We start from the raw sequence: 14,970 nt of genomic DNA, 5'->3' as shown, positions 1-14,970 counted from the left end.
GAATGCATCGTGCGTGATTGTGCTAAACGCACTAATGGAGCTGTAAATGTTTTATCTCGATACGTTATCTACTCTGGTTGCGGCAACCCTTGTATTGCTGCTGGGACGTAAGCTCGTCCAGTCTGTCTCCTTCCTGAAAAAATACACCATTCCCGAACCTGTAGCCGGTGGATTGCTGGTGGCGATTGCGTTGCTGGTGCTGAAAAAAAGCATGGGCTGGGAAGTAAACTTCGATATGACCCTGCGCGATCCGCTGATGCTGGCGTTCTTCGCTACCATCGGCCTGAACGCTAATATCGCCAGCCTGCGCGCCGGTGGCCGCGTGGTGGGTATTTTTCTGATTGTCGTTGTGGGACTGCTGCTGATGCAGAACGCCATCGGTATCGGTATGGCGAGCCTGCTGGGCCTGGATCCGTTGATGGGCCTGATTGCCGGTTCGATCACGCTCTCTGGCGGACATGGAACCGGGGCTGCGTGGAGCAAGTTGTTTATTGAGCGCTACGGTTTTACCAATGCGACTGAAGTTGCAATGGCTTGCGCAACCTTTGGTCTGGTGTTGGGGGGGCTGATTGGCGGCCCGGTGGCGCGCTATCTGGTTAAACACTCCACCACGCCTGACGGTATGCCGGACGATCAGGCTGTACCGACCGCGTTTGAAAAGCCGGACGTTGGACGCATAATCACCTCGCTGGTGCTGATTGAAACCATCGCGCTGATCGCTATCTGTCTGACGGTAGGTAAAATCGTTGCGCAAATGCTGGTCGGAACGGTGCTCGAACTGCCGACCTTCGTCTGCGTGCTGTTTGTTGGTGTGATCCTCAGTAATGGCCTGGCGCTCATGGGCTTTTATCGGGTGTTCGAACGGGCGGTTTCAGTGCTGGGCAACGTGAGCCTGTCGCTGTTCCTGGCGATGGCGCTGATGAGCCTGAAACTGTGGGAGCTGGCATCTCTGGCGCTGCCGATGCTGGCGATACTGGTTGTGCAGACGATTTTTATGGCGTTGTACGCGGTATTTGTTACCTGGCGCATGATGGGCAAAAACTACGATGCCGCTGTACTGGCAGCCGGCCACTGCGGTTTTGGGCTTGGCGCAACGCCAACGGCGATTGCTAACATGCAGGCAATTACCGAACGTTTCGGGCCATCCCATATGGCGTTCCTGGTGGTGCCGATGGTGGGGGCGTTCTTTATCGATATCGTCAACGCGTTAGTGATTAAGCTGTATCTGCTGCTGCCGATTTTTGCGCAATAACGGCTGTGCGGCGGAGTAACATCCGCCGCGATAAATCGATTATGCGTTGGAGTAACGTTCGGTTTCCGGCATCCAGCGCTCTATCAGCGCGGCAGCCTGTTGCGGATAACGTTCGTGAATATGGCGGGCTATACGCTGAACATCCGGAATCATGGCCTGATCGCGCAATAAATCCGCTACTTTGAATTCTGCCGTTCCGGTTTGGCGCGTACCTAACAGCTCGCCGGGTCCGCGGATCTCTAAATCTTTTTGTGCAATCACGAACCCGTCATTGCTGTCCCGCAGAACCTGCAGGCGTTTCTGCGCCGTTTTTGACAGCGGAGATTTGTAGAGCAGGACGCAGTGGGAAGCCACGGCGCCGCGGCCTACGCGGCCACGCAACTGGTGTAACTGCGCCAGGCCTAATCGCTCCGGGTTTTCAATGATCATCAGGCTGGCGTTCGGCACGTCCACACCCACTTCAATCACCGTGGTGGCGACCAGCAGATGTAATTCACCCTGCTTAAAGGCGGCCATCACCGACTGCTTCTCGGCGGGCTTCATGCGCCCATGCACCAGACCAATATTCAGCTCTGGTAAGGCAAGCTTCAGCTCTTCCCACGTGGCTTCTGCCGCCTGCGCTTCTAATAAATCAGACTCTTCGATTAGTGTACAAACCCAGTACGCCTGACGCCCTTCGTGGGTGCAGGCGTTGCGCACACGGTCAATGATGTCGCTACGACGGGTGTCGGGAATCGCCACCGTGGTGACCGGCGTGCGCCCCGGCGGGAGTTCGTCAATCACCGAGGTGTCGAGATCGGCATAGGCGGTCATGGCCAGCGTACGCGGGATCGGGGTGGCGGTCATAATGAGCTGGTGTGGGTGGAAACCCTGCTGCTGGCCTTTCTCCCACAGCGCCAGACGCTGATGCACGCCAAAACGGTGCTGTTCGTCGATAATCACCAGCGCCAGCCCGTTGAACTGAACTTGTTCCTGGAAAATTGCGTGTGTGCCGACAATCATCTGCACCTGACCGCTGGTGATGGCTTCCTGCTGTGCCTGGCGTGCTTTACCTTTTTGCTTACCCGCCAGCCAACCCACTTCAACGCCCAAAGGTTCGAACCAGTTGCGGAAATTATTTGCGTGCTGTTCAGCCAGTAATTCAGTGGGGGCCATCAGCGCCACCTGCTTACCATGCGCAATCGCACGCAGGGCGGCAAGTGCTGCAACCAGCGTTTTACCGGAACCGACATCGCCCTGCACCAGGCGCATCATTGGGACATCCAGCGCCATATCGCGTTCAATTTCGGCAGTGACCCGGGCCTGTGCGCCGGTTGGTTTAAAGGGGAGCGCCGCCAGCAGTTGATCTTTCAGCAGATTGTCAGGACTCAGCGGTTGGGCGTGAAAACGTTGCGCCCCGGCGCGAAGCGCCAGCATGCTGAGATTGTGCGCCAGGAGTTCTTCCAGAATCAGGCGTCGCTGAGCCGGGTGTTGTCCGGTTTCCAGGTCGCTAAGCTGTAACGTCGGTGGCGGACGGTGTAATGTGCGCAACGCTTCCGGCAGGCTCATCATGCCTTGTAGTAACTCCGGAGGGAGCAACTCGGCAATGGCGCAGGTATCGAGCAGATCCAGCGCCTGATCGGTCAACTTGCGTAGCGTTGCCTGCTTAACGCCTTCCGTGGTCGGATACACCGGCGTGAGCGTTTCCTGCAGTTCCGGCGTGCTGAGATCGCCCTGTACGCGGTATTCCGGATGGATCATTTCTGCGCCGTACTTGCCACGTTTCGCCTCGCCATAGGCCAGTACCCGACGCCCGGTGGCGAGGCTGTTTTTCATTGCTGCGCTGAAGTTGAAGAAGCGCATAGTGAGAATGCCGGAGCCATCGCTTATCTGGCAGGTCATCATCCGGCGGCCACCAAAAGTGATATTGCAGTTCAGCACTTCGCCTTCAACGGTGGCATAGACGCCCGGCAGCAGTTCGCCAATGGGGTACAGATGAGTACGGTCTTCGTAGCGCAGAGGGAGGTGGAGCAGGAGGTCCTGCACGGTGTGCAAGCCAATTTTCGCCAGTTTACTGCTTTGTGCTGCGCCAACGCCCGTCAGAGAGTTGAGCGGGATGGCATCCAGTAAACGGCCTTTCATCGCGATTATTTCGCAGACTGCATAGTGGCCCACCACGTTGCATCGGCTTCAATTTCGCCCTGCGTGTTTACGTGAGGGTAGGGAAGTCCTTTGCGCTTAGCGACATTCGCCAGCACCGGATAACCGCCTTCAAACAGCAAGCGCTGCTGTTCATCTTCCGGCAACATGCTGTTTTCTCGTCGGTACATGCCAGCATTTTGTCGCTGACGCTGTGCTTCGTACAGAATCAGCGCAGAGGCAACTGAAACGTTCAGTGACTGCACCATGCCAATCATCGGAATGATGATGTCCTGGTCCGCCAGAGCGAGTGCTTCCTGAGTAATGCCGGTTTTTTCCTGGCCCATCAGGATGCAGGTCGGTCGCGTGTAATCAATCTCGCGGAAATCGACGGCTTTATCAGAGAGGTGGGTCGCCAGAACCTGCATGCCCTGGCTTTTTAACTGCGTAACCGCATCGCTAATGGTCGGGTGGGTTTTAACCTGCACCCAACTGTTACTGCCCGCGGCAGAAGAGGCCATGGTACGCATACGACTACCCGGCCAGACGGCGTGGACTTCGTGTACGCCGACTGCGTCTGCGGTACGAATGATCGCAGAAACGTTATGAGGTTTATGGACCTGCTCCATGCAGACGGTCAGATCGGGCTGACGCCTGGCAAGCATTTCGCAAATGCGCTCATAGCGTTTTGAGTTCATATCTCTAGTTTCGGTTGCGGGTGACTTTAATCACGTCCGGCATGACGCGGATTTTGCGCATAATATTCGCCAGATGCACGCGATCGCGAGCGGTCAGGCGAATAAAGGCGCTATAAACACGACCGTCTTTCTCTTCAGTATTCAGACTTTGAATATTGGAGGTCGTCGTGTTGATTGCCGCCGTCAGGTTCGCCAGAGCACCCTGGTGGTTAAACATGTCCACCTTAATTTCGGTGATGAATTCCTGCTCTGTCTCTTTATCCCATTCCACCGCCATAAATTTCTCTGGCTCTTTCTGGTAGCCACGAATGTTACGGCAGGACTCATGGTGAATCACCAGACCTTTACCCGGACTGACGTGGGCAATGATCGGATCGCCAGGAATTGGACGACAGCATTTGGCAAAGGTGATCAGTACGCCGTCTGCGCCTTTGATCGGCAGATGACCATGACCAGATTGCGCAGGAACGTTCGCCGATGCTTCGCCCTGCTGAAGGTTTTTCGCTACCACCACGCTCATGGCGTTGCCCAGACCGATTTCCGCTAACAGATCGTCAAGCGTAGCGAGCTTCATACGCTCAAGCTCACGCTGGATACTTTCCTGCGGGATTTCAGCCAGTTTACGGCTACCACCCAGGGCATGGTTAAGCAGTCGACGCCCCAGACTGACGGAATCATCGCGCTTAAGGTTTTTCAGCAGTTGGCGAATTTTTGCTCGTGCTTTCGAGCTGACGACGAAGTTGAGCCATGCCGCATTCGGCCGGGCGCCCGGCGCGGTAATGATTTCAACGGTCTGACCGCTAAACAGCGGTTGGGAAAGCGGATAAGGCTGTCTGTCGACACGTGCGCCAACGCAGGCATGACCGATATCGGTATGTACCGCGTAGGCGAAGTCGACAGGCGTCGCACCGGCAGGCAGCTCGACAATACGCCCTTCCGGTGTGAAAACATAAATCTCATCCGGGAAGAGATCAGATTTAACGCTTTCAATAAATTCAAACGAGCTACCGGCGCTTTGCTGCAGTTCCAGCAGGCTTTGCATCCAGCGTTGTGCGCGGATTTGTGCCGTGGTGCTGGTTTCGCCATGCTCTTTGTACGCCCAGTGTGCCGCGACCCCCATCTCCGCCATCTGGTCCATGTCTTCGGTACGAATTTGTACTTCAACAGGCACGCCGTGCGGGCCGATCATTGAGGTATGCAAAGACTGATATCCGTTCGCTTTGGGAATGGCGATATAGTCTTTCACGCGACCAGGGCGCGGTTTGTACAGGCTGTGCATCTGGCCGAGTACGCGATAGCAGGTATCGGAGTCATGAACGATGACGCGGAAAGCGTAAATGTCCATGATCGAGTGAAAACGCTGCTCTTTGAGTACCATTTTGCAGTAGATCGAGTACAGGTGTTTCTCACGACCGCTTACGCGACACGGAATGCCTGCTTCCTGCAAACGCCCCTCGATCTCCGAGAGGATTTTTTGAATCATCTCTTTGCGGTTGCCGCGGGCGGCTTTTACCACTTCTTTAATCACGCGATAGCGGTTCGGGTACAGCGCTTCAAAACCCAGTTCTTCCAGCTCGGTTTTAATGTGATGAATACCTAAACGATGTGCCAGCGGACTGTAGATTTCGAGGGTTTCACGGGCGATGCGGCGGCGCTTATCGGGACGTAATGAGCCCAGCGTGCGCATATTGTGGGTACGGTCGGCAAGTTTGATGAGAATGACGCGGATATCCTGCACCATCGCCATAATCATCTTGCGAAAGTTTTCAGCTTGCGCCTCTTTCTTATCGCGAAACTTAAGCTTATCAAGCTTAGATACCCCTTCTACCAGCTCTGCAACGCTTTTACCAAAAAGCTGTTCCATGTCCTGGTAGGTGGCTGGGGTATCTTCAATCACGTCATGCAGCAGCGCAGCCATCAGCGTTTCGTAGTCGAGTTTCATCTCGGCCAGAATGCAGGCTACCGCTACCGGGTGCGTGATATAAGGTTCACCGCTTGAACGTGTCTGGCCCTCGTGAGCGTCACGTGCAACGAGATACGCCTGCCGAAGACGCTTAATCTGGTCTTCCGGCAGGTAGTTTTGAATCAGCTGATTCAGGCTTTCAAACAGATACAAGGGCGACCCGCTTTGTGATTAACGACGACCTTCAGCAATAGCGGTAACGGCTTGTAATTCAGCGGCTTCCTGCTCTTGCTGTTCCTGGCGCTCACGTACGTCGAGGATCTGGTTGTTGATCAGACCTTCTTCGATTTCGCGCAGCGCGATAACGGTAGTTTTATCGTTTTCTTCCGGTACGAGCGGATCCTTTCCGCCTACCTGCATCTGACGAGCGCGACGCGCGGCGACCAGTACCAGGTCAAAACGGTTACCAATTTTCTCTACAGCGTCCTGAACAGTTACGCGTGCCATACTTAAAATGCTCCACAGGTGAAGAAATGACTGGGCATGATACTGAATGTGGGTTCAGTCTGCCAACAGTTTGCTGATTAAAGCGTCATGACGCTGCTTTTGGCGGCTCATGCGCAGACGTTCGGCGCGAATGATGGTTTTCAAATCGCCCAGGGCGGTATCGAAATCATCGTTCACAATAAGATAATCATATTCGGCGTAATGGCTCATTTCTGCAACAGCTTGCGCCATACGTTTTGCGATCACGTCTTCGCTATCCTGACCTCGACCACGAAGACGGCGGTCCAGCTCAATCTTAGAGGGCGGCAAAATAAAAATACTGCGCGCATGCGGCATTTTTTCACGAATTTGCTGCGCACCTTGCCAGTCGATATCTAAAAAGACGTCTACGCCGGATGCTAATACTTGCTCAATGGCCTCACGCGAAGTGCCGTAGTAATTACCGAAAACCTCAGCGTGTTCCAGAAACGCGTCTCTGCCAATCATGGCTCTGAATTCGTCATGGTTCACAAAGAAATAGTGTTCACCATGCACTTCCCCCGGGCGCGGTGCGCGCGTGGTGTGCGAAACAGAAACCTGGGTGTCATACAACGGTTGGGTCTTTAATAAAGCCTGAATCAGGCTGGATTTACCCGCGCCACTGGGGGCAGAAACAATATAAAGCGTGCCTTGAGCCATGAGTATCTTAATGTATGTGATTGTCGAAAGAGAGCCTACATACGGGCTTATTATACACGTAGCCGCTATGTGACGTAGCCTTTGTCACACTTTTTGCGCATGTTTATTGCGTTTTGCGTACCCGTTTCCTGTTTTATCGGCAATTTGCAGCAACACGTGAAAATGTCAGGAAGGCTGCTCGCACGATGAATTTTTGTCGCTCTGTTTCGCTTGCACTCCGCGCTATACCTGCCGGGAAACACATTGGTTAGCGGAGGCAGCATGAGGCTATGGAAATGCCTTGGCATAGTTTTACTGGTCTGGAATTTACCGGTTTGGGCGGTATGCCCTGCCTGGTCCCCAGCCCGGGCAAGCGAGGAAATTTCACGATTACAGCAGCAGATAACACAGTGGAATGACAGTTACTGGAAACAAGGGGTCAGCGCCGTTGATGACGGCGTTTATGACCAGCTCAATGCGCAACTCATCCAATGGCAGCGCTGTTTTGGCGATGAAGCTCCACCTGATCTGTCTGCGCCCCCAATAAGTGGCACAGTCTCGCATCCAGTACCTCACACGGGGGTCCGCAAGCTGGCAGATAAGCAAGCGTTACAGCAATGGATGCGTGTGCGCAGCGATCTCTGGGTACAACCAAAGGTCGACGGCGTGGCGGTCACGCTGGTCTATCGCAATGGCAATCTGGTAAGAGCGATTAGCCGAGGTAATGGCCTGAAAGGTGACGACTGGACGCAAAAGGTGCTGCGGATACCTTCCGTACCACACACGACCAAAGGTCTGCTGGCAAACAGTACGTTGCAGGGCGAGATATTTTTACAGCAGGAAGGGCATATCCAGCAACAGAGTGGGGGAATGAACGCCCGCTCAAAGGTCGCTGGAATGATGATGCGCCAGAGCAACCCGGAATTGTTACGTTCGTTGGCTATTTTCATCTGGGCCTGGCCTGATGGTCCGGCGGTCATGTCGGAAAGGCTGGAACAACTCACTGCCGCTGGGTTCAGTTTCACGCAACGCTATACCCAGCCCGTGAAAAATGCGGACGATGTCGAGCATGCCCGTACCCGTTGGTGGACTTCGGCACTCCCTTTTGTGACGGATGGCGTCGTGGTGCGATCGGGGAAAGAACCGCAGGCGCGATACTGGTTACCTGGGCAGGGAGACTGGCTGGCGGCATGGAAATATCCGCCCGTGGCTCAGGTATCCGAGGTCACAGATATTCAGTTTTCAGTCGGTAAAAGTGGGAAAATTGCCGTAGTCGCGCTGCTGGCACCCGTCATGCTGGATGATAAACGCGTGCAACGCGTCAATATTGGCTCTGTACGCCGCTGGAATGAATGGGATATCGCGCCTGGAGATCGGATCCTGATAAGCCTGGCCGGACAGGGGATCCCGCGTATCGACGAAGTGGTCTGGCGTAGCACTCAACGCACTAAGCCAACGCCGCCTGTGGGACATTTCAATTCAATGACCTGCTTTTATGCCACGCCGGCGTGTTATGAGCAATTTATTGCCAGACTGGTTTGGCTGGGCGCGAAAGAAGTGCTGGAATTAGAAGGTATTGGTGAAGCGGGATGGCGTAACCTTCATCAGACGTATCACTTTGAACATATCTTTTCCTGGCTCGGATTAACTCAGGAGCAGCTCCGGTCCACATTAGGCGTAAGCAAAGGGGAGAAGATGTGGCATCAGTTCAACCTGTCGCGCCATCTTCCGTTTACACGTTGGGTTATAGCCATGGGAATACCGTTAACACAGGCAACGCTGAATGCCTGTCGGGATGCTTCGTGGCAACAATTGCAGGACCGTGATGAACAAAGCTGGCGACAACTCCCTTTAATGGGGGAGCGCCGGGCACGACAGATTATTCAGTGGCTGGAGGCCAGGGAGGTCATAGCGCTGAGCAACTGGCTGGCTGCTCAGCGTATTACGGGCTTTATGCCTTAATGGCCTTCATGGCGATAATAAAATACTGGCAGGCCCAACTTCAGGCGTAGCGCCAGTAAGCGGGCGGTAAAACCGAAGAGTAGGGTAGAGATAACCACCACATCGTGGCTGGAGACGTAATGTTGCAGCACGATGTAAAGCACGGCAGCGGCAAAAGAAACGCCAGCATATAGCTCTTTCTGGAAAACCAACGGAATGCGTTTGCAGAACATGTCGCGTAACACGCCACCGAAGACGCCGGTAGTGACCGCAGCGACCACGGCGATAATCGGCCCGTGACCCATATCCAGCGCCACCTGTGCGCCAATAATAGAAAAGACCACCAGGCCCAGCGCATCCAGTACAAGGAATATTTTACGCAGGTAGGGCATGACAGGAGCAATAATGGTGGTGAGTACCGCAGCGGCCGCCACAATGATGACGTATTCAGGATGCTTTACCCAGCCAAGCGGATAGTGGCCGAGAAGAATGTCGCGTACTGAACCACCGCCAATGGCGGTCGCAGTGGCAATAATAATGACGCCAAATGTATCCATACGGCGACGTCCTGCCGCAAGCGCGCCGGTCATGGCTTCGGCAGTAATACCAATTAAATATAAAACGTGTAACAGCATGTATTCCCCCTGTTGTGCTGGGGGCTAAGGTTATCGATTTGTGCGCATTGTCACGATTGAGATTTTCTAAGGTGAAACGATTTTAATAACTACAGCTAATGTGAATTTGTCAGAAATGCGTTATGGCATGCTGTCTAAAGTGTGGAGTGTAATAATAAACGATGAGAAAATGTAATTCGAAGTGAAGGGGCGGAAGCGAAACGTCGGGAAAAACACGTAGTCCCGCCGTTTACTGGCGGGCTACGTAGAGTAAAGGTTACTCGATATTCTGAATTTGCTCGCGCATTTGCTCGATCAAAACTTTCAGTTCAATTGCGGAGTTAGTCACTTCGGCATTGATAGACTTGGATGCCAGAGTGTTCGACTCACGGTTGAATTCCTGCATCATGAAGTCCAGACGACGGCCAACCGCCTCTTTTTTCTTCAGAATGTTGTAGGTTTCTTTGACGTGAGCTTCCAGGCGATCCAGTTCTTCAGCCACGTCGATACGTTGTGCCATCAGCACCAGCTCTTGCTCAAGGCGGTTATTTTCCAGTTGCACCTGAGCGTCTTCTAGTTTGGCCACCAGACGCTCACGCTGCCATTGCAGAATTTCCGGCATATGCGCACGTACCTTCGTCACTTCAGCGCTGACGCCTTCCAGACGCTGCTCGATCAGCGCCTTCAGCGCCTGACCTTCGGTTTCACGCGCAACGATAAAGTCATCCAGCGTACCGTCAAGTGCAGCGAGGATTTCGGCGGCAATGGCGTCCAGATCTTGCTCCTGGGCTGCCATTACGCCTGGCCAACGCAGGATATCAACCGGGTTAATTTCACCTTCATCACTCTGCATTTTGACCCAGTTAGCAGCACTCACGAGCTGTTTAGCGAGCTTTTCATTCAGAATCAGCTCGCCCTGAGCGCTGGCATCCGGCTCAAAACGCAGCGTACATTCGATCTTACCGCGCGTCAGACGCGTGCGGATGCGTTCGCGAACCACGGGTTCGAGACTACGGAACTGTTCCGGCAGGCGAAAATAAGTTTCCAGATAACGCTGGTTTACCGAGCGCATCTCCCAGGTTGCGCTACCCCATTCACCCTTGATTTCACGCCGGGCGTAGGCGGTCATGCTGCGGATCATAGACGTTCCTGTTTTTAAAGATGAGATGGGAGGATTATAGCCATCCACGTCTTGTCAGGATAGGAATAACCGTCGGAAGTCCGTATAATGCGCAGCCACATTCGTTTCAAGCCGGAGATTTTATCATGCGTCCAGCAGGTCGTAGTGCCAATCAGGTGCGTCCCGTCACCCTGACCCGTAATTATACAAAACACGCTGAAGGCTCCGTGCTGGTCGAATTTGGTGATACCAAAGTGCTGTGTACCGCTTCTATTGATGAAGGCGTCCCACGTTTTCTGAAAGGTCAGGGCCAGGGCTGGATCACCGCAGAATATGGCATGCTGCCACGCGCCACGCACACCCGTAACGCCCGTGAAGCGGCGAAAGGTAAGCAGGGCGGTCGTACCATGGAAATCCAGCGTTTGATCGCCCGCGCACTTCGCGCTGCTGTTGACCTGAAGACGCTCGGTGAATTCACTATTACGCTGGACTGTGATGTTATTCAGGCGGATGGCGGTACGCGTACTGCATCGATTACTGGCGCATGCGTTGCGTTGGCGGATGCGCTGAACAAACTGGTGGCGAGCGGTAAGCTGAAAACTAACCCGATGAAAGGGATGGTTGCCGCGGTTTCCGTGGGCATTGTCAACGGTGAAGCGCTCTGTGACCTCGAGTACGTTGAGGACTCCGCCGCAGAAACTGACATGAACGTGGTGATGACTGAAGATGGTCGCATTATTGAAGTGCAGGGCACGGCGGAAGGTGAGCCGTTCAGCCATGAAGAACTTCTCACCCTACTGGCATTGGCCCGAGGGGGAATCGAATCCATTGTAGCGACGCAGAAGGCGGCGTTAGAAAATTGATTTTAAAGGCGACTGAAGAGTCGCCTTTTTTTTGTCTGTAATAAAGTGAGATGAGGAGCGAATCCATGAAACCGTATCAGCGCCAGTTTATTGAGTTTGCGCTTAGCAAGCAGGTACTAAAGTTTGGCGAATTTACGCTGAAATCCGGGCGCAAAAGCCCCTATTTCTTCAACGCCGGGCTATTTAATACCGGGCGCGATCTGGCACTGCTAGGCCGTTTTTATGCCGAAGCGCTGGTGGATTCCGGCATCGAGTTCGATTTGCTGTTTGGCCCAGCCTACAAAGGTATTCCGATTGCGACCACCACCGCCGTTGCGCTGGCGGAACACCACGATAAAGATTTACCGTACTGCTTTAACCGTAAAGAGGCGAAGACCCATGGTGAAGGCGGTAATCTGGTAGGTAGCGCACTTGAGGGGCGTGTCATGCTGGTGGATGATGTTATCACCGCGGGAACAGCAATTCGTGAGTCGATGGAGATTATTCAGGCTAATGGCGCTACGCTTGCTGGGGTACTGATTTCTCTTGATCGTCAGGAACGCGGTCGTGGCGAGATTTCAGCGATTCAGGAAGTGGAACGTGATTATGGTTGCAAGGTAATTTCGATCATTACCCTGAAAGACCTGATTGCGTATCTGGAAGAGAAGCCTGAGATGGCAGAACATTTGGCAGCAGTGCGGGCATACCGAGAAGAGTTTGGGGTTTAATCGTCGCTGAATTGCCCGGTGGCGTTAAGCTTACCGGGCCTACGGGTTGCACAGGCCGGATAAGACAAAGTCGCCATCCGGCAATCGTGTTACTGCAATTGAGCGGCAACCAGCGGCCAGCGGGTGTCAAAATCATCCGTTGGTCGATACTTAAATTCGCTACGTACAAACCGGGACAACATTCCTTCGCAGAAAGCCAGTAACTGGCTGGCCAGCAGCGTTTCATCCACCGTGTAACCTTCGCCTTCACGCATTCTTTTTTCGCGCAGAACCTGGCGTAACTGGGCCTCAATACGTTCGAAAAGCTGGTTAATGCGGCCTTGCAGACGATCCTGTTCAAACATGAGCGCATGCCCGGTCAGAATGCGCGTCAGACCGGGGTTACGTTCACCGAAGCCTAAAATCAGCAGAACGATCAGACGCAGACGTGCGCTGGTGTCCTTTTCATCTTTTAAGATCAGATTGATACGGGTAATCAGACTATCTTCGATAAACTCAATCAGGCTATCGAACATGCGGGTCTTGCTGGGAAAATGGCGATACAACGCCGCTTCGGAAACGCCTACAGAGGCTGCCAGTTTCGCTGTCGTGATGCGTTGGCTTCCATCGCTGGACTCAAGCATCAGTGCCAGAGACTGAAGTATTTCTTCGCGACGATTCCTTTTCGCAGTTTGCTTTTCTACCATGTTACAAAATACCCCTGAAAATAAGCTCTTGCCAGGCAGGCATCCACACAGCGACCGCAAACGGCTGTTTGCGGTGTGTTATTGCGTTATTACGCTGTGGGATACTTTTCTGCGGGTTACTTGCGCCCGGAATGGCCGAAGCCACCTTCGCCACGATCGGTGGCTTCAAACTCTTCCACCAGATTAAATTCAGCCTGCACGACCGGTACAAATACCATCTGCGCGATACGTTCGCCCGGTTCAATCGTGAAGCTGTCCTGACCACGGTTCCAGATAGATACCATCAATTGTCCTTGATAGTCGGAATCAATCAGACCGACCAGGTTGCCCAGTACGATGCCGTGCTTATGGCCCAGCCCGGAACGTGGCAACATCACCGCCGCCAGAGAGGGATCGGCAATGTGGATGGCTAACCCGGTTGGCACCAGCGTAGTTGCACCTGGCGCCAGCTCTACGGCGTCATCAAGACAAGCACGCAGGTCAAGTCCGGCAGAGCCAGAAGTGGCGTACGTCGGGAGCGGAAATTGTTGCCCTACGCGCGGGTCCAGAATCTTAACGTCGATTTTTTTCATCATAACGGGTCACGATCTCGTCGAGTAATAATTGGCCCAGGAGTTCTTTACGCTCAAGCGGTAAGATTTTATCTCCATCTTGCCAAAAAAGGTGTAATGCGTTGCTGTCGCTGTTAAACCCTTGATTTGATAGCGAAACGTCGTTAGCACAGATCACATCAAGGTTTTTGCGGATGCGTTTTTGCCGGGCATATTCTTCCACATTATTTGTTTCGGCGGCAAACCCAACGACAAAAGGACGATTAGCATCCAGTGCGGCAACACCGGCGATAATATCCGGGTTTTTGACCATTTTTACTGTTAATTCATCACCCTGCGTCGCCTGTTTTTTGATTTTTTCGGGGGCGACGGTCTCGGCGCGATAATCAGCGACTGCGGCGCAGCCGATAAAAATATGCTGTTGCTGCACCACAGATTGCACGGCGGCTTGCATCTCCAGTGCGGTCATCACATCAATGCGCTGTACAAATGGCGGTGTGGGTAACGAAACAGGTCCCGACACTAGCGTGACGTTTGCCCCGCGTTTTGCGGCTGCGGCTGCGATAGCAAATCCCATTTTTCCGGAGCTGTGATTGGAAATGTAACGCACGGGATCCAGCGGTTCACGCGTCGGGCCCGCCGTAATCATGATATTGAGATGTTGCAGATCGTTGACAGGCGAGAAATGTTCTGCGGCCATATCGACAATCGTCAACGGATCCAGCATGCGTCCAGGACCGACATCGCCACATGCCTGGCTACCACTGTCAGGACCCCAAATGAGCATACCTCGCGAGGCAAGAATGCTCAGATTGTGCTGGGTCGCGGCAGCGCGGTACATCTGCTGGTTCATGGCTGGCAGCACAGCAACAGGAGCAGGCGTTGCCAGACAAATCGTTGAAACCAGATCGTTAGCCATCCCCGCGGCGACGCGGGCAATCAGGTCTGCCGTAGCAGGCGCCAAAATAACCAGGTCGGCCCATTTCCCCAGCTCAATGTGGCCCATCGCGGCTTCGGCGGCGGGGTCAAGCAGGCTGTCGGAAACGGGATAACCCGAAACCGCTTGTAAGCTCAGGGGAGTAATAAACGCTTTTGCCGCTTCGGTCATCGCCACGCGGACGTCAGCGCCGCGTTCCCGTAAACGACGCACCAGTTCAGGGGTTTTGTACGCAGCAATGCCGCCACTGACGCCAAGTACGATTTTTTTACCGGCCAGGCTCATCATGATCTTTCCTGTTGGGTTTCACCAGAAGGCGGATATTTTATCACAATCCGCAATGAGTCGTGCTTTTGCCCGCGCTTCAGTTTGCGAGCCGCTACGAAGAAGTGATAACAGAGCGTCGATTCGCGACA

The 14,970-nt window shown here is 53.8% G+C and carries 14 protein-coding genes; 4 read left to right on the top strand and 10 right to left on the bottom strand.

The window, feature by feature from the left end:
• The first annotated feature begins 46 nt into the window (after positions 1-46).
• Complete coding sequence (gltS, locus tag FDW97_RS14815; protein WP_006687638.1) at positions 47-1,252, top strand: sodium/glutamate symporter; 1,206 nt, start codon at positions 47-49, stop codon at positions 1,250-1,252.
• Positions 1,253-1,291: 39 nt separating this feature from the next.
• Here the strand turns inward: gltS and recG are convergent, their stop codons facing one another.
• The 5 genes from recG to gmk are packed head-to-tail and all read right to left on the bottom strand — an operon-like array spanning position 1,292 to position 7,156.
• Positions 1,292-3,373, bottom strand: coding sequence for an ATP-dependent DNA helicase RecG (gene recG / locus FDW97_RS14810; RefSeq protein ID WP_137351243.1), 2,082 nt, complete (start codon positions 3,371-3,373; stop codon positions 1,292-1,294).
• 5 nt (positions 3,374-3,378) lie between these two features.
• Entirely contained in the window at positions 3,379-4,068 is a 690-nt protein-coding gene (trmH, locus tag FDW97_RS14805) for a tRNA (guanosine(18)-2'-O)-methyltransferase TrmH (protein WP_042311553.1), read from the bottom strand.
• A 4-nt stretch (positions 4,069-4,072) separates the two neighbouring features.
• Positions 4,073-6,184, bottom strand: a complete 2,112-nt coding sequence (gene spoT / locus FDW97_RS14800) for a bifunctional GTP diphosphokinase/guanosine-3',5'-bis pyrophosphate 3'-pyrophosphohydrolase (RefSeq protein WP_038635422.1) — start codon at positions 6,182-6,184, stop codon at positions 4,073-4,075.
• Between the two features lie 18 nt (positions 6,185-6,202).
• Positions 6,203-6,478 (bottom strand): DNA-directed RNA polymerase subunit omega, encoded by a 276-nt coding sequence (rpoZ, locus tag FDW97_RS14795; protein ID WP_000135058.1) that lies wholly within the window; start codon positions 6,476-6,478, stop codon positions 6,203-6,205.
• 54 nt (positions 6,479-6,532) lie between these two features.
• Positions 6,533-7,156, bottom strand: a complete 624-nt coding sequence (gene gmk, locus FDW97_RS14790; protein WP_038635416.1) for a guanylate kinase — start codon at positions 7,154-7,156, stop codon at positions 6,533-6,535.
• A gap of 261 nt (positions 7,157-7,417) precedes the next feature.
• Between gmk and ligB the strand changes: the two genes are divergently transcribed.
• Positions 7,418-9,097, top strand: a complete 1,680-nt coding sequence (ligB, locus tag FDW97_RS14785; RefSeq protein ID WP_137351242.1) for an NAD-dependent DNA ligase LigB — start codon at positions 7,418-7,420, stop codon at positions 9,095-9,097.
• Here ligB and FDW97_RS14780 read toward each other — a convergent pair.
• Complete coding sequence (locus tag FDW97_RS14780; RefSeq protein WP_038635410.1) at positions 9,094-9,711, bottom strand: trimeric intracellular cation channel family protein; 618 nt, start codon at positions 9,709-9,711, stop codon at positions 9,094-9,096. The two genes, ligB and FDW97_RS14780, sit on opposite strands and share 4 nt — an antisense overlap.
• 256 nt (positions 9,712-9,967) lie before the next feature.
• Positions 9,968-10,831, bottom strand: coding sequence for a YicC/YloC family endoribonuclease (locus FDW97_RS14775; protein WP_006687630.1), 864 nt, complete (start codon positions 10,829-10,831; stop codon positions 9,968-9,970).
• 125 nt (positions 10,832-10,956) lie between these two features.
• Between FDW97_RS14775 and rph the strand changes: the two genes are divergently transcribed.
• Positions 10,957-11,673: a ribonuclease PH gene (gene rph / locus FDW97_RS14770; RefSeq protein ID WP_003024054.1), complete on the top strand. Its 717-nt coding sequence runs from the start codon at positions 10,957-10,959 to the stop codon at positions 11,671-11,673.
• A gap of 65 nt (positions 11,674-11,738) precedes the next feature.
• Positions 11,739-12,380 carry an orotate phosphoribosyltransferase gene (gene pyrE / locus FDW97_RS14765; protein ID WP_061066836.1) on the top strand — a complete coding sequence of 214 codons (642 nt, stop codon included), beginning with the start codon at positions 11,739-11,741 and terminating at the stop codon, positions 12,378-12,380.
• Positions 12,381-12,469: 89 nt separating this feature from the next.
• Here pyrE and slmA read toward each other — a convergent pair whose 3' ends face one another.
• From slmA to coaBC, 3 genes are all read right to left on the bottom strand, one after another.
• A complete protein-coding gene (slmA, locus tag FDW97_RS14760) occupies positions 12,470-13,066 on the bottom strand; it encodes a nucleoid occlusion factor SlmA (protein ID WP_003024060.1) in 597 nt (198 codons plus the stop codon).
• Between the two features lie 116 nt (positions 13,067-13,182).
• Entirely contained in the window at positions 13,183-13,641 is a 459-nt protein-coding gene (gene dut / locus FDW97_RS14755) for a dUTP diphosphatase (protein ID WP_006687626.1), read from the bottom strand.
• The gene (coaBC, locus tag FDW97_RS14750; protein ID WP_137351268.1) at positions 13,619-14,839 is read right to left on the bottom strand and encodes a bifunctional phosphopantothenoylcysteine decarboxylase/phosphopantothenate--cysteine ligase CoaBC; all 1,221 of its coding nucleotides are present in this window, start codon (positions 14,837-14,839) and stop codon (positions 13,619-13,621) included. The genes dut and coaBC overlap by 23 nt, the downstream gene beginning before the upstream one ends.
• Positions 14,840-14,970 lie beyond the last annotated feature (131 nt).

Source organism: Citrobacter sp. wls708 (assembly GCF_005281255.1).
GTDB lineage: Bacteria > Pseudomonadota > Gammaproteobacteria > Enterobacterales > Enterobacteriaceae > Citrobacter > Citrobacter werkmanii.
Note: the sequence above shows the minus strand (reverse complement) of the source record. Positions and strands in the feature narration are given on the sequence as shown.